We start from the raw sequence: 13,712 nt of genomic DNA, 5'->3' as shown, positions 1-13,712 counted from the left end.
GCTCGGGATGCCGGGGTACCGCCGGTGGGCGCGAGTGCGCGTGCGGCGCTCGCCGTCGTGCTACGACCCGCTCCGATCACCTGGCTCGCGGCGATCGCCCTCGGCGCGCTCGCGACGGGCATGGGGCTCGCGCTCACCGCGGTCTCCGCGTGGCTCATCGTGCGGGCGAGCGAGCAGCCCGCCATCATGTACCTGCTCGTCGCGATCGTCGGGGTGCGCTTCTTCGGCCTCGGTCGGGCCGTCGCCCGCTACGCCGAACGACTCGTCACCCACCGCGCGACCCTCGGCGTCGCCGACGCCCTGCGGCTTCGGCTGTGGTCGGGAATCGCCGGGCGCGGTGCCGGCTCGCGCGACCTGCTCGAAGGGGGCCGGGCCGTCGACTACCTCGTCGGTGCGGCGGGGGAGGTGCGTGACCAGTTGCCGCGCATCATCCCGCCCCTCGCGGTCGGCGTGTTGACCGTCGCCGGGGTCTCGGTGACCGTCGCTCTCGTCGCCCCGAGTGTCGCCGCCATCGCCGCCCTCGGCCTCACGGTTGCTCTCGTCGCCCCCACCGTGCTGGCGTTCTTCACCGGTCGCCGTGCCGAACGCGATCGCGTCGACGCGGCATCCGAACTCACCCGGGGATTCGCCGCCGTCGGCCGGTCGGCACCCGACCTGCGGGCCAACGGGGTCACCGCCCACGCCGTCGAGGATCTCGTCGGTCGGGCGCAACAGGCTGCCCGCGCCGAGACGCGGTCGGGTCGCGCCGCGGATGCCGGGATGCTGACGGCACCGGTCCTCGCCGGGGTCACGGCTGCTTTCGCTGCCGCGTTGCTCGTCGGTGCGTCGGCTCCCGCAGGGGTGGTGGCCATCGTCGGGCTGCTCGTGTTGTCGACGGGCGAGCCACTCGCTGCCGCGGTCGCCGCGGCCCACCGCATCCCGGCTCTCGAAACCGCCCTGGGCGCGATGGGCCGTCTGCTCGCCCCGGTCGAGCGCACACCTCGCGGCACGGCGCACCTCGCTGCCCGCGTCGAGAGGGTCGTACTCGACGATGTCGTCGTGGGCTGGCCGGGCGCCGCCGCTCCGGCCGCGGAGGGGCTCTCCGCCGTTGCCGCGCGGGGGCGCTGGCTCGTCGTCGAGGGTCCCTCCGGGTCGGGCAAGTCGACGCTGCTCACGGCCGTGCTCGGCGACCTCGATCCGCGGGGCGGACGTCTCCTCGTCGACGGGGACGACCTCGCCGGCATCGCGCCCGAATCGTGGCGGGCGCGGGTGGCCTGGTGCCCGCAGGAGGCGCACGTGTTCGACTCGACACTGCGCGGCAACCTCTCGATCGGCCGGCCACGCAGCCGAGCGGCCGACGACACCGAGCTTCGCGCCGTGCTCGTGCGAGTCGGCCTCGGCCGGTTGGTGGCGGCGTTCGACGACGGGCTCGACGGTCGAGTCGGGCCGGGAGGGCGCTGGTTGTCCGGCGGAGAACGCCAGCGGCTCGCCGTCGCGCGCGCCCTGCTCGCCGACGCGGATGTCGTGCTGCTGGATGAGCCGACCGCGCACCTCGACGTCGCAACCGCTGACGCGTTGATGACCGACCTGCGCTCCGCTCTCGCCGACCGTGTGGTCGTGCTGGTCACCCACCGCACCGACGACTATCGGGTCGGAGACCAGGTGCTGCGGCTCGGCGCGCCGCCCGAGTCGGGCCTCGATCGGGCGGCATGACCGAGGAGCCGCCCGACGGCGGACCCCGCGCCGCTCGCACAGCGCCCGTTCGGGCGGGAACGTCTGGGGTCGGTGGTCAGGCGACCCCTTCCCACCGGAAGCGCCGACCGGTGAGAACTCGCGGGGTGATGCACACGTAGTTGAATTTCGGGGTGCCGGGGAGGGTCGCAAGGCCGAGCACTCCGGAGGCTTCGATGTCGTCGTCGGCGTCGAGCCGGCGGGCAGTCCCGCGAACGACGACGCTCCACCGGTGTTGATCGTCGCATCCGTCGACCTCGAGCGCGACGACCGGGTCCCGGGCGATGCAGGCGAGTTTCGAGCCCGGCGCCGATCGGAACAGGATGGTGCCGCGATCGACCAGGTAGTTGACCGGAAAGATGTCGACGCCGTCGTCGGCGACGACCGCCAGTCGTCCGAGGGTCTCGCCGCGCACCAACTCCCAGCAGGCGTCGTCGGTGAGGATGCGAGCTCCGGCGCCGGTGAGGGAGGCGGTGGTACGGGATGCGGTCATGATCCTCCTTCGTCGAACCCAAGCTCAGCGGTGCCCGCGCGAGAGCGGGAGGGCCGAAGGTCCTGCGGCTCCGGTCGTGACCGAGGCCGGGACCATCGACCCTGGCCTCCCCCCAAGACAGCTGGGAGGCTGGATCCCGGAACGGAGCATCATGTACCGCATCACCATCGGCGTCCATTCGGGAGGCGCCGCTTCCACGGTCGTCGACTGGGTCATCGGCTGGCATCGCGCGCAACGGGCTCAGATCACCCTGGTGACCGCCTTCGACTACCTCGTCGATGAGGTCGATATCGACGTCGCGATTCTGGAACGCGAAGCGGGGCGCATCCGCGCGGCACTGCCCGACGCCCGGGTGGAGATTGCGATGGCCGATGGCAGCGTTCCCGGGGTGCTCGAGCGGAGCAGCCACGAAGCCGACCTGCTCGTCGTCGGGTCGCACCGCACCCGGCACGTGCGTTCGGTGCTCACCGGTCGCCTGCCGCTCCGGATCGCCGAGCATGCCGCATGCCCGGTCGTCGTGGTTCCCGACGACTGGCAGCCCCGATCCGGCTCGATCGTGGTCGGCGTGGGCGATGACGAGTCGTCGGATGCCGCGGTCGCGTTCGCTGCGGTGCAGGCGGTGGATCTCGGGGTCGATCTGCGTGTGCTGCACGCCTGGTCGCTCCCCACGCCGAGCGCCGAGCTGCCCGCGCTCGTGATCGACCCAGCCGAGCTGCGCTCGGCGCACGGCGACCGGCTCGCGGAGGTCGCCGGCGGCCTGCGCGAACGGGGGCTGCAGGTGCGCGAGAGCTTGCACGAGGGCGCCGCGGGCTTCGCCCTCGTCGCCCTGGCGGCCGATGCCGGCCTGGTCGTCGTCGGCACGCACCGTACCGGTCCGATCGGCGAGCTGCTGGTGGGTTCGACGGCGGCGAGCCTCATCCGCGACAGCCGCACACCGGTGTGCGTCGTGCCGGTGGGATGGACCGATCCCGTTACGGAGCGCCCGTGACGTGAAGCCCGGCGCGGTCCCCGCGTCGGCCGGCGAACACCGCGACCCCGGACTGCTGCACCGCGACGACGTTGGTGATGGTCGCGTAGCCGGCCTCGAGCAGCGCGGCATCGCTGCCCGGAAGCGGCTCGTCGGGCAGTTCGCGCACGGTGAGGCGCACGTCTCCTTCGACCGGCTCGGTCATCGTCGTCTGCACGATTCCGAACGGCGCGAGGGTCGCCTCGCGCACCTCGACTTCGGTGTCGGGGGGCACGTTCGGCACGTTCAGGTTGAACACCGTGCCCGCCGGATGTTCGAGCAGGACGGGCAGCAGGCCGCGCACGACGATGGCGGCGGTCTCCCAGTGATGCGCCTCGGGGTTCAGCCCCACATCGAGCGAGACGGCGAGCCCCCGGGCTTCGTTGACGCCCCCGGTGAGCGCGGCGCCGACGGTTCCCGAGTGCAGGATGACCCGCCCGAGGTTCGCTCCGCGGTTGATGCCCGACAGCACGAGGTCGGGGGGAGCGCCGAACGCCCCGTGGGCGGCGAGCAGGGCGATGAGCCCCGGTGCGGCCCGCACGCTGTAGGCGGGAACCCCGGGCACCTGGGCGAGTTCGCGCTTCTCGACTTTGATCGTCGAGGCGTCGGTGTGGCCGGTGACGGCGATCGTGTTGGTGCCGGTGATCGCCGCGCTCGAACCGCTCGCCTCTTCGGCCGGCGCCGCGATCACCACGTCGAGGCCGGCGTCGATCGCGGCGTGGGCGAGGGCGCAGAGCCCGGGGCTCGCGATGCCGTCGTCGTTGGTGATCAGCGCGCGGGTCACGGCGTCGCCTCGTCTTCGTGCGTGGCCGCTTCGACCAGGTGGGCGAGGTCGTTCGGGGTCACTTCGCGGGCCGGCGGCGCCGGGGCGTCCGGCGCGCCGCCGCCGGGGAGAGGGCGGATGACGACGAGCTCCCGCAACCGTTCGATCGTCGCCGCCTCACCCGTCCCGAGCCCGTGGCGGGTGACGTTCTGCGCTCCCGCTGCGGCTCCCAGCAGCGCGGCATCGGACACGGAACCGCCGTCGGCGAGCACCGAGCAGAACGCTCCGACGAACGAGTCCCCGGCCCCCGCCGAGTCGACGACCTCCATCTTCGGGGCGACGACCTCGTAGACGGCGCCGTCTTGCAGCAGCAGGCCCGATTCGGCGGCGCGGGTCACGACGACGACCTCGGCTCCGGCGTCATGGAGTGCCCGCATCGCCGACACGATCTGGTCGATGCTGCTCTTCGTGCCGATCCGGCCGTCGGTGTGCAGTTCTTCGTCGCTCACCTTCGCGACGGTCACGCCGCCGGCGAGGGCGGCATCCAGCCGTTCGCCGGCGAGGTCGACGACGACGCGCACGCCCCCGGTGCGCAGGTCGGCGGCGAGCCGTCGGTAGAAGTCGGCGGGCACCACGCCTGCGCCGTGCGGACCGGAGAGGATCACGAGTTTCGCGTCGAGACCGGTGCGCAGGGTGAGTCCGTAGAGCTCGTCTTGCTCGTGCCGGGTCAGGGCGTCGCCGCCGGACTCGATGATCGGTTTGCGATCGCCGTCGCGGCGGTCGTGAACGTAGACACCGCCGCGGGCCACCCGATGAACGGCTCGGATGCGGATGCTCTCCTCTTGCAACAGGTGACCGAGCACCCGACCGGTCTCACCGGAGAGTGCGCAGCACAGCTCGACGTCCCGACCGAGCGAGAGCAGCATCCGCGCCTGCCACACGCCCTGCCCGCCGGCGTGCACGTGCACGTCGCCGTCGTGCTGGTGTTCTTCGACGGTGATCTCGAGCACCGGCGAGGGGGCGAAGATGACGACATCGCTCATCACCCCAGGCTAGGCACGCGGGGTGCGCGGGCCAGGTGCTTCCCAGTGACCGTTCAGGATGCTAGGAACGGTCGGGAATGACCGCCCCCGCTCCCCAGTTGGAAGTTGACATGACAACCACTTCGCCCCACATTCCGCTCGACGGCCTAGAACTCGGCCTCGACACCTTCGGCGACGTGAGTGTCGACCTCGACGGCAACACCGTCGGTTACGCGCAAGTGATCCGCAACGTCGTCGAGCAGGGCGTTCTCGCCGACTCGCTCGGGGTCGACTTCTTCGGCGTCGGCGAGCATCATCGCGACGACTTCGCGATCTCGGCCCCGGAGATCGTGCTCGCCGCGATCGCCGCCGCTACCTCCCGCATCCACCTCGGCACCGCCGTCACCGTGCTGTCGTCCGACGAGCCGGTGCGCGTCTTCGAGCGGTTCGCGACCCTCGACGCGATCTCGCGCGGTCGGGCGGAGATCATCCTCGGGCGCGGCTCGTTCACCGAGTCGTTCCCGCTGTTCGGCTTCGACCTGGCCGACTACGAGCGGCTGTTCGACGAGAAGATCGACCTGCTGCACGCGCTGCTCGCCGAAGGACCGGTCACCTGGGAAGGGTCGACGCGGGCGCCGCTGACCAACCAGCACGTGTACCCGAAGACCGAGTCGGGATCGATCCGCACCTGGGTCGGCGTCGGCGGATCGCCGGAGTCGGTCGTGCGCGCCGCCCGGTATGGCTTCCCGCTCACCCTCGCGATCATCGGCGGCGCCCCCGCCCGCTTCGCGCCCTACGTCGACCTGTTCCACCGCGCCCTCGCCCAACTCGAGCAGCCCGACCTGCCCGTCGCCGTGCACTCGCCGGGCTTCATCGCCGACACCGATCAGGAGGCCGCCGACATCCTCTGGCCGCACCAGAAGGCCATGTTCGACCGCATCGGCAAGGAGCGGGGCTGGGGTCCGATGACGCGCGACGACTTCGAGCGGGAGATCGCGGAAGGCGCCCAGCACACCGGCTCGCCCGAGACGGTCGCCCGCAAGATCGCCGACACCGTGCGCACCCTCGGCATCCAGCGGTTCGACCTCAAGTACTCGGCGGGCACGATCCCGCACGAGCACCTGATGCACGCGATCGAGCTCTACGGCACGGTCGTCATCCCGCGCGTGCGCGAACTGCTCGCCGCCGACGCGGGCTCCTAAGCTCGGGGGATGCCGACCGGCCCGTTCGCCCGACTGCGTCGCGGCCGCCGCGGCCCGGCCGGCGAAGAGCTGTATCGCGTCCGGCGGATCCGGGGGCGGCAATACTTCACCAGCCGGCAACAGCATGACGACCTGACGATCGTCGTCGAGCGGTTTCCCGGACCCGAGCAGGCCGCCACGCACACCTACGTGCTGGTACACGGCATCGGGGTCTCGTCGCGCTACTTCCACCCGCTCGCGGCGGAGCTGTCGCGCACCGGCCGGGTCTACCTCGTCGACCTGCCCGGCTACGGTGCCGCTCCGAACCCGCGCCGCGACGTGACCCTCGCCGATCACGCCGCGGTGCTCGCGGGCTTCCTGCGCGAGGTCGATCTGCGCGCCCCGGTGCTCGTCGGGCACTCGATGGGAACGCAGGTGGTCTCGGTGCTCGCGGCCGCCCATCCCGACGTCACCGATACCGTCGTCATGCTCGCCCCGACGATGGTGCCGTCGGCGCGCAAGCCCTGGACGGCGATCGGGCACCTGTTGCACGATGCGACGCGTGAACCGTTTCGCGTGTGGGCGATCTCGACCGTCGACTACGTCGTGCGCTGCGGACTGCCGTATCTGATGCGTCAGCTGCCGCACATGCTCCGCGACCGCCTGGAAGATCGTGTTCCGTCGCACGGCGCCCGCACGCTCGTGATCACCGGCGACCGCGATCCCATCGTGCCCTCGGACTGGGCGGAGGACCTGAGCCGGGCGCATCCGCACGGCGAGTTCCGCCAGGTGCACGGCCCGCACGTCATCATGCACACCGATCCGGTGATGATCGCGCGGCACATCACCGAGTTCGTCGCGGCAGGGGAGCGGTCGTGAGACGGCGTGAGCACGCGCGGCACCTGCTGCGCGACTACCCGAACGCGATCCGGATGCGTGGTCTTGGTTTCGCCGCAGCCGTTCCCGCGGCCTACGCCGCGGGCGCCGCGCGCCCCGTCGTCATCGTGCCGGGTGTCTTCGAGCGCTGGAACTTTCTGCGGCCGATCGCGAACCGGTTGGCCGAAGCCGGGCATCCGGTGTACGTCATCCCGGAGCTGGGCATCAACGCCGGGCCGATCCCGGCGGCCGCCGGGCGCGTTCTGGAGTTCCTCGAGCGCCGCGACCTGCACCGGGTCGCGCTCGTCGCCCACAGTAAAGGCGGGCTCGTCGGCAAGGCGGCGATGCTTCAGGACACCGACGGTCGCATCGACCGGCTGGTCGCCGTCGCGACCCCGTTCGGCGGCTCGCGGATGGCGCACTTCACGCTCGTGCCGGCCTTGCGCGCGTTCCGCCCGCGGCATCCGGTCATCCGCCGTCTCGTCGCCGAGCGCGAGGTGAACGCGCGCATCACCTCGATCTACCCGTCGTTCGACCCGCACATCCCCGAGGGCAGTGCGATCGAGGGCGGCACCAACGTGCGCCTCGACGTGGTCGGCCACTTCCGGGTTCTCGAAGATGCGGCGGCGATCGAGGCCGTGCTCGTGGCCGTGCAGCGTTAGGTCGCCGACCCGAGCGTCACGACCATCCGCTCACCGGCCAGCACGAGCAGCACGACATCGATGAGCGCCGCGAGGATCACCAACCGGAAGCCCCACCGGCTGCCGCGGAGGCCCGCGACGACCGCGCCGGCGGATGCCGCGAGCGAGAGTGCCAGACCGGCGAGAGCGATCGGCGAATCCAGTCCGATTCCGAGAGCAAGCGCGATCGCGGCTCCGGCCAGAGCGACTCCGCCGAGCACAGTCGCGCCGACGCGACCGAGGCGGTGTGGCAGGCCGCGCACCCCGGTGGCGGCGTCGTCGTCGAGGTCGGGCAGCACGTTGGCGACGTGTGCGGCGACGCCCAGCAGCGATCCGGCGAGCACAGCCCACCAGGCCGCCGGTGCAGGTTGAGGCAGCGCCAGCGTCGCCAGCATCGGCAGCAGCCCGAACGCCACCACGTAGGGCAGCGGCGACAGCGGCCCGTGCTTCAGCCAGGTGTTGTAGGCCCAGCCGCCGCCGAGCGCGATGAGGTGGGCCAGCGCGAACGGCAGGCCGAGGCTCAGCGAGACGAACACGGCCAGGGCGGCAGCGCCCAGTGCTGCGACGCGAACGGCCGCGACCGGGATCTCGCCCCGCGCCACCGGCTTGTCGAGTCGACCCGCTTCACGGTCGCGCACCGCGTCGAGCCAGTCGTTGGACCACCCGATCGAGAGTTGGTTGAACGCCATCGTCACGCCGAGCAGCACCACCCCGATGGGGCCGAGGCCGACGGCGATGCCGAGCAGCACCGCGATGACGGTCACGCCTGCCGAGGGCAGAGGGTGCGACGACCGCAGCAGGGCACCGATCAACCGCATCGCCCCAGCGTAGGGCCGGGCACTAGAGTCCCGTCATGGCTCGATGGCGCGCGGTGGCGGTCGCCGGCGCTCTCGTGCTGAGTCTCGCGGGCTGCGCCGCCGCTCCCAGCCCGCCCTCATCCGGCCCTCCCCGCCCCTGGGCCGTCGCGGAGCCCGCGGCGATCGACCGGCTGGCGGGCTACGTCGACGCGCGTCTTGCGGCGATGACCCTCGAGCAGAAGATCGCGAGCCTGGTGATGATCCACGTCGCCGGGCACGGTGCCCAGCCGATCCGACAGGTGATCGACGCGACCGGAGTCGCCGGGGTGATCTTCATGGGAGACAACGTCGCCTCTCCCGAACAACTCGCCGCCACCGCAGCGGGTCTCAGCGCCGACCCGGGGCTGCCGGTGCTCACCGCGATCGACCAGGAAGGCGGCATCGTCGCCCGGCTACCGGACGACGGCCCCGGCGCGGCCACCCTGCGCAGCCAGGACCCCGCCGCGACGCTGGCGGCCTTCCAGGCGCGTGCGGCGCTCGTCGCCTCCGCCGGGGTGACGATCAACTTCGGGATCGTCGCCGACGTCACCGGCGACCGGGGCTCGTTCATCTACTCCCGCACCCTCGGGTCGGATGCCGCATCGGCTGCTCCGCGGGTCGTCGCCGCCGTCGAAGGCGAGCGCGGCGCGGTGCTCTCGACGCTCAAGCACTTCCCGGGCCACGGGTCGGTCGCGGCCGACTCGCACACCAGCGTGCCCACGACGTCGATGTCCGCCGACCAGTGGCGGGCGACGCAGGCTGGCCCGTTCGCGGCGGGGATCGACGCGGGCGCCGAGTTCGTCATGCTCGGGCACCTGCGCTACAGCTCGATCGATGACGCCCCCGCCTCGCTCTCGGCCGTCTGGAACGGCATCCTGCGTGACGAGCTGGGCTTCGACGGCATCATCGTCACCGACGACATGTCCATGCTCGAGAACTCGGGCGAGGTGGCGTACGGCAACCAGGCGGCGAACGCGGTCGCCTCGATCGCCGCGGGAACGACACTGTTGCTCTATGTCGGGCCGGTCGACGTCTCAAGCGTCGTCGTCGCGGTCGCCGCGGCGGTGCGCGACGGCCTCATCCCGATGGCGACGATCGACGACGCGGCGAGGCGCCTGCTGGAGCTGCGCCGGGAACTGTCCGGCAGGTCGGGGCCGTACGTGCACTGCGGCGAAGTGTGCCGCACGCTCGTCGACTAATCCACCACCCGCAACGGGAGGCCGGGCTGCCCGCGGCGTCAGTCGAGGGGCAGCGTCGGAAGCTGCATGTCGGGATCGTCCGACGTGACCACGTAGGTCGGTGCGGTCTGCTCGGGCGCGGCCTGGGCCGACGACGGGGAGACGGCGAGCACGCCGCCGACGGCGACGGAGATCACCCCGAGGGCGAGACCGGCCGTGGCGAGGCCGCGCAGCGCGGTGAGGCGAGCGTGGCGGTACATGCCGAACACCATCATCCCGAGGGCGACGAGGGCGGTGACGCCGGCGGCCACGATCACGGCGGCGAAGAGGCCGGCGTCGGGCGCGGGCGCGACGAGTGCCAGGGCGGCGGGAAGCGCAGCGGACATGCTGGGCTGTTCCTCTCGGGGGATAGGAACCACTGCGGTCACAGGGACCGTCGGCCGGGGGAGGCCTGATGCGGGTGAGGCGGTGATGCGCTCCGGTGGGGCCGGAGGTCGGGTGTCCGCACAAAGGGGGACAGACAACGTGATGACGCTATCGCGTCTCCACGACCGAGGTCAAGGATTCCTCGCCCCCGCGTTCGGGGGCCGAAAGATGCGGAAACCGTCGTCTGACGCTGTGCAGGCATCGGATTCCGCTTTGAAAGCCACCTATAACAGTCCGAGAGCCCCGAGTTGGGCGCTGAGGCCGGCCCCATCGGGCGCGTAGACCCACGGCACCGGCTGGTCGCCCTGGGGTTCGACCGACGCCCGGCCGCCCGCCAGAACCGCCTCGCCCGGGGTGAGCCGCCGGATGGCGACGGCCCGCACGTGGTCGGGGTGGCGGCGAACGAAGTCGCCGTAGATGCGTTCGTCGTGCTGACCGTCGTCGCCGATCAGCAGCCAGCGGATGCGCGGGAACTCGCTTGCGAGGCGCTCGAGACTGATGCGCTTGTGCTCGGGCCCGCTGCGGAACCAGCGGTCGTGACTCGGCCCCCAATCGGTGAGCAGCAGCGGCCCCCGCGGATAGAGGTTGCGGCCGAGGAACCGGGTGAGAGTGGGAACGACGTTCCACGCTCCCGTCGACAGATACACGACCGGCGCATCGGGGTTGGCACGCACGAGACGCTCGTAGAGCACCGCCATTCCGGCGACCGGGGTGCGGGCGTGTTCGTCGAGCACGAACGAGTTCCACGCCGCCAGGAACGGCCGCGGCAGCGCCGTCACCATGACGGTGTCGTCGACATCGGACACCACCCCGAAGGTGGCCGCCTCGTCGACGACGAACACCGGGAAGTCGACTCCGTCGTGACCCTCGATCGACAGTCGCACGCTCGACCAGCCGGGCGGCAGCCGCACCTCGAAGCGGGCGTCGATCACGCCGCCGGGGTCGCCGTGCACCTGCCCGGTGGTGTCGTTCGCGGTCACGGTGACCACGGCATCCCGAACAGGAATCGATGTGAAACTGCGCCAGCCCCGCACACTGGTGAAGCGATCGGCGGGTGCGCGCCCCGGTTTGCGCAGCACGACACGCCCGAGAACCCGGATCCAGCCGTCGCCGCCGTAGCCGATGAAGGGCACCACGGTGGGGACGCGCCCGGCCCACCGACCCCATCTCGCCCGCAGCCCGTGCACGGCCGCGTCGATGCGGGTGACGAAGCGCAGCCCCCGTCCCGACATGCCTCCAGTGTGTCACGGGGAGAAAAGTCAGAACTCCTCGACTGTTGCGACGCTAGAATCCGAAGCGGATCAGGCTGAGGAGAATCCGATGACACAAGCACACCTGGACGCTCCACGGGCCGACGGAGGCGGAATCATCCGCAACGAGCCGGTACAGGCGCGCAGCGCCGCACGGCTGACGGCCCTGTTGGATGCCGCGGCGAACGTCGTTCACGAGATCGGCTACGAGCGGCTCACCACCGCGATGGTCGCGGAGCGAGCCGGCGCATCCATCGGCACCGTGTACCGCTACTTCCCCGACCGCATCGCCGTGTTGCAGAGCCTCGCGGCCCGCAACGTCGAACGCACCAGCGACTCGACCTTCGCGGCGCTCATGGATGATGCGCACCCCGACTGGTTCACCGCCCTCGGGGCGGTGTTCGACGACATCAAAGCCGCCTACCGCGACGAGCCCGGCTTCGCCTCGCTGCGCTACGGCGACGTTCTCGACCTGCGGCCGGCCGCCGGGCGCCCCGCGATGCAGGGCTTCGCCGACAGGCTGTTCGACGCTCTCGTCTCCCGGTTCGGTCTCGACGGCTCCGCCGCCGCCCGCACCGCGTTCTCGGCCGTGGTCGTCGCGACGGATGCGCTCACCGCGCGGGCGTTCACCAACGACCCGAACGGCGACGAGGACTACCTGCTCGCCGGGGTCGCGACCGCCGCGGCGCTCATGGCACCGTTCTGGGGCTCACCCGCCGCGTGACCCCCGGTGACCCCTTTATCCGCGAGTTTTCGCGCGGATGAACGTGTCGCGTGCGCGAAAAGTCGCGGATGAGAGAGACCGGCGCGTCAGACATCCGGATCCTCGATCGTCGTCGTGTCGCCGTCGCCCGGGCGGTCCCAGTGGCGTGCCTCGGAGCGCTCGAGCAGCTTCTTGACGACGAAGACGGCGACGACGAAGAGTACGATCGCGCCGACGAAGAGGTAACCCGCGAAGTGCAGCGAGCTCGCGAGCTCCCGGTACGAGACCGCGGCGACCGATCCGAAGGTCACGTACGCGAAGGCCCAGAGGATGCAGGCCGGCGTCGTCCAGGCGATGAACCGGCGGTAGGACATGTTGCTCATGCCGACGGTCACCGGCACGAGCGAGTGCAGCACCGGCAGGAATCGGGAGATGAACACCGCGATGCCGCCCCGCCGGTCGACGTAGTTGGCGGCGCGCTGCCAGTTGCGCACGCCGATGCGGGAGCCCAGGCGGGAGTCGCGGATCTTCGGGCCGAAGAACCGCCCGAGCGCGAACCCGACGCTCTCACCGCCGAGCGCGCCGAGGATGACGGCGACCAGCAGCGCGGCGTACTGCATGGGGGTCTCGACGGCGGTTGCGGCGACCAGCACGATCGTGTCGCCCGGAACGATCAGCCCGACGAGCAGCGACGTCTCGAGGAAGATCCCGAGCCCGGCGAGCAGGGTGCGGGCGACGGGATCGACGCTGCGCACCAGGTCGAGAATCCAGAGCAGCGCTTCGTTCACGGTGCCTCCGGGAGCGGCCGCCGCAGCGCGTCGAGCCGGCGTCGCCAGTGGTCAAGCCGGCCTGGTTCTTCGGCGACCTCGGGTCCGTCGATCCACTGGGTGACGATGCGGATGCCGTGCAGCGCGTTGAGCGCCCACACCTCGCAGCCGTCGAGATCCTCCGGTCGGGCGGATTCGCGCAGGATGTCGACGCCGGTCGCCGTCGCGAGCGCGAGCACACTGCGCAGCGTGACGCTGTCGATGCGTTCGATCTCGTCGTCGGGAATCACGAGGGCGTCGCCGCGCCACCAGGCGAGGCAGGTCGTCGAGCCGTCGGCGATGTATCCCTCGGGGGTGAGGATGACGGCATCCCCGGCGCCCTCTTTCTGCACCGACGTGCGCAGCCGCACCATGGCCTCGAGGTCGGGCCCCTTGACGCGCGGGGCGGTGCGCGGGTCACGCCCGTCGTGGGTAGCGAGCACGATCGAGCGCGAGCGTTCGGGCGCTTCGCGCAACCGGAAGAGCAGCTGAGGCTGTAGCAGTTGCGTGCGCAGTTCCACGCGCGGGAACCAGTCGCCGGTGCGCGGAATGGCGGCGAGCGCGGCATCCCAGAAGGCACCCGGGTCGAGTTGCTCGTCGCGGCCGCGCGGGATCGAAGTCATGAACCGGGTGCGGTGAAGGTCGAGGGCGAGCACCGTCCCGTCGGCGACCAGCCACGAATCGGCGGCCTCGATCGAGGCCGGCAGGATGTCGCAGTCGGTGCGCGGCTCCAGGATGCCGCCCGTCCACCGGAAGGTGATGGCCGCGCTCATAGGATCAGG

Annotated in this window: 15 protein-coding genes; 7 read left to right on the top strand and 8 right to left on the bottom strand. The window is 71.5% G+C overall.

Features of this window, described 5'->3' with window-relative positions; all coding sequences use genetic code 11:
- On the top strand, positions 1 to 1,692 hold a 1,692-nt coding region (gene cydC / locus WBL06_RS07620; RefSeq protein ID WP_424455385.1), incomplete at its 5' end, for a thiol reductant ABC exporter subunit CydC.
- A 76-nt stretch (positions 1,693 to 1,768) separates the two neighbouring features.
- Here cydC and WBL06_RS07615 read toward each other — a convergent pair.
- Entirely contained in the window at positions 1,769 to 2,203 is a 435-nt protein-coding gene (locus WBL06_RS07615; protein WP_424455384.1) for a pyridoxamine 5'-phosphate oxidase family protein, read from the bottom strand.
- Positions 2,204 to 2,354: 151 nt separating this feature from the next.
- Here WBL06_RS07615 and WBL06_RS07610 point away from each other — a divergent pair, with 151 nt between their 5' ends.
- Positions 2,355 to 3,191, top strand: a complete 837-nt coding sequence (locus WBL06_RS07610; RefSeq protein WP_424455383.1) for a universal stress protein — start codon at positions 2,355 to 2,357, stop codon at positions 3,189 to 3,191.
- Here the strand turns inward: WBL06_RS07610 and surE are convergent.
- The gene (gene surE / locus WBL06_RS07605) at positions 3,175 to 3,993 is read right to left on the bottom strand and encodes a 5'/3'-nucleotidase SurE (RefSeq protein ID WP_424455382.1); all 819 of its coding nucleotides are present in this window, start codon (positions 3,991 to 3,993) and stop codon (positions 3,175 to 3,177) included. The two genes, WBL06_RS07610 and surE, sit on opposite strands and share 17 nt — an antisense overlap.
- On the bottom strand, positions 3,990 to 5,015 hold the full coding sequence (locus tag WBL06_RS07600; protein ID WP_424455381.1) for a 1-phosphofructokinase family hexose kinase: 1,026 nt from the start codon (positions 5,013 to 5,015) through the stop codon (positions 3,990 to 3,992). Before WBL06_RS07600 ends, surE begins: the two co-directional genes overlap by 4 nt.
- Positions 5,016 to 5,125: 110 nt before the next feature.
- Between WBL06_RS07600 and WBL06_RS07595 the strand changes: the two genes are divergently transcribed.
- From WBL06_RS07595 to WBL06_RS07585, 3 genes are read left to right on the top strand one after another with little or no spacing between them, the layout of a single operon-like run.
- Entirely contained in the window at positions 5,126 to 6,196 is a 1,071-nt protein-coding gene (locus tag WBL06_RS07595; RefSeq protein ID WP_424455380.1) for an LLM class flavin-dependent oxidoreductase, read from the top strand.
- 9 nt (positions 6,197 to 6,205) lie between these two features.
- The gene (locus WBL06_RS07590) at positions 6,206 to 7,054 is read left to right on the top strand and encodes an alpha/beta fold hydrolase (protein WP_424455379.1); all 849 of its coding nucleotides are present in this window, start codon (positions 6,206 to 6,208) and stop codon (positions 7,052 to 7,054) included.
- Positions 7,051 to 7,713, top strand: coding sequence for an esterase/lipase family protein (locus WBL06_RS07585; protein WP_424455378.1), 663 nt, complete (start codon positions 7,051 to 7,053; stop codon positions 7,711 to 7,713). The genes WBL06_RS07590 and WBL06_RS07585 overlap by 4 nt, the downstream gene beginning before the upstream one ends.
- On the opposite strand, the gene WBL06_RS07580 is transcribed toward WBL06_RS07585, so the two are convergent.
- Positions 7,710 to 8,549: a UbiA family prenyltransferase gene (locus WBL06_RS07580; RefSeq protein ID WP_424455377.1), complete on the bottom strand. Its 840-nt coding sequence runs from the start codon at positions 8,547 to 8,549 to the stop codon at positions 7,710 to 7,712. The two genes, WBL06_RS07585 and WBL06_RS07580, sit on opposite strands and share 4 nt — an antisense overlap.
- 35 nt (positions 8,550 to 8,584) lie before the next feature.
- Here WBL06_RS07580 and WBL06_RS07575 point away from each other — a divergent pair, with 35 nt between their 5' ends.
- Positions 8,585 to 9,766, top strand: a complete 1,182-nt coding sequence (locus tag WBL06_RS07575; protein ID WP_424455376.1) for a glycoside hydrolase family 3 N-terminal domain-containing protein — start codon at positions 8,585 to 8,587, stop codon at positions 9,764 to 9,766.
- Positions 9,767 to 9,804: 38 nt separating this feature from the next.
- On the opposite strand, the gene WBL06_RS07570 is transcribed toward WBL06_RS07575, so the two are convergent.
- Together WBL06_RS07570 and WBL06_RS07565 are read right to left on the bottom strand one after the other, a co-directional pair.
- Positions 9,805 to 10,131, bottom strand: a complete 327-nt coding sequence (locus WBL06_RS07570) for a hypothetical protein (RefSeq protein ID WP_424455375.1) — start codon at positions 10,129 to 10,131, stop codon at positions 9,805 to 9,807.
- 264 nt (positions 10,132 to 10,395) lie between these two features.
- Entirely contained in the window at positions 10,396 to 11,403 is a 1,008-nt protein-coding gene (locus WBL06_RS07565; RefSeq protein ID WP_424455374.1) for an App1 family protein, read from the bottom strand.
- 88 nt (positions 11,404 to 11,491) lie between these two features.
- On the opposite strand from WBL06_RS07565, the gene WBL06_RS07560 reads away from it, so the two are divergent.
- Positions 11,492 to 12,145 carry a TetR/AcrR family transcriptional regulator gene (locus tag WBL06_RS07560; protein WP_424455373.1) on the top strand — a complete coding sequence of 218 codons (654 nt, stop codon included), beginning with the start codon at positions 11,492 to 11,494 and terminating at the stop codon, positions 12,143 to 12,145.
- 86 nt (positions 12,146 to 12,231) lie between these two features.
- Here the strand turns inward: WBL06_RS07560 and WBL06_RS07555 are convergent, their stop codons facing one another.
- Together WBL06_RS07555 and WBL06_RS07550 are read right to left on the bottom strand one after the other, a co-directional pair.
- Positions 12,232 to 12,912 carry a DedA family protein gene (locus WBL06_RS07555; protein WP_424455372.1) on the bottom strand — a complete coding sequence of 227 codons (681 nt, stop codon included), beginning with the start codon at positions 12,910 to 12,912 and terminating at the stop codon, positions 12,232 to 12,234.
- The gene (locus WBL06_RS07550; protein ID WP_424455371.1) at positions 12,909 to 13,703 is read right to left on the bottom strand and encodes an aminotransferase class IV; all 795 of its coding nucleotides are present in this window, start codon (positions 13,701 to 13,703) and stop codon (positions 12,909 to 12,911) included. The genes WBL06_RS07555 and WBL06_RS07550 overlap by 4 nt, the downstream gene beginning before the upstream one ends.
- Between the last annotated feature and the right edge of the window lie 9 nt (positions 13,704 to 13,712).

Source organism: Pseudolysinimonas sp. (assembly GCF_049651805.1).
Lineage (GTDB): Bacteria > Actinomycetota > Actinomycetes > Actinomycetales > Microbacteriaceae > Pseudolysinimonas_A.
The sequence above is the reverse complement of the archived record's forward strand: the minus strand, read 5'-3'. Positions and strand labels throughout refer to the sequence as shown.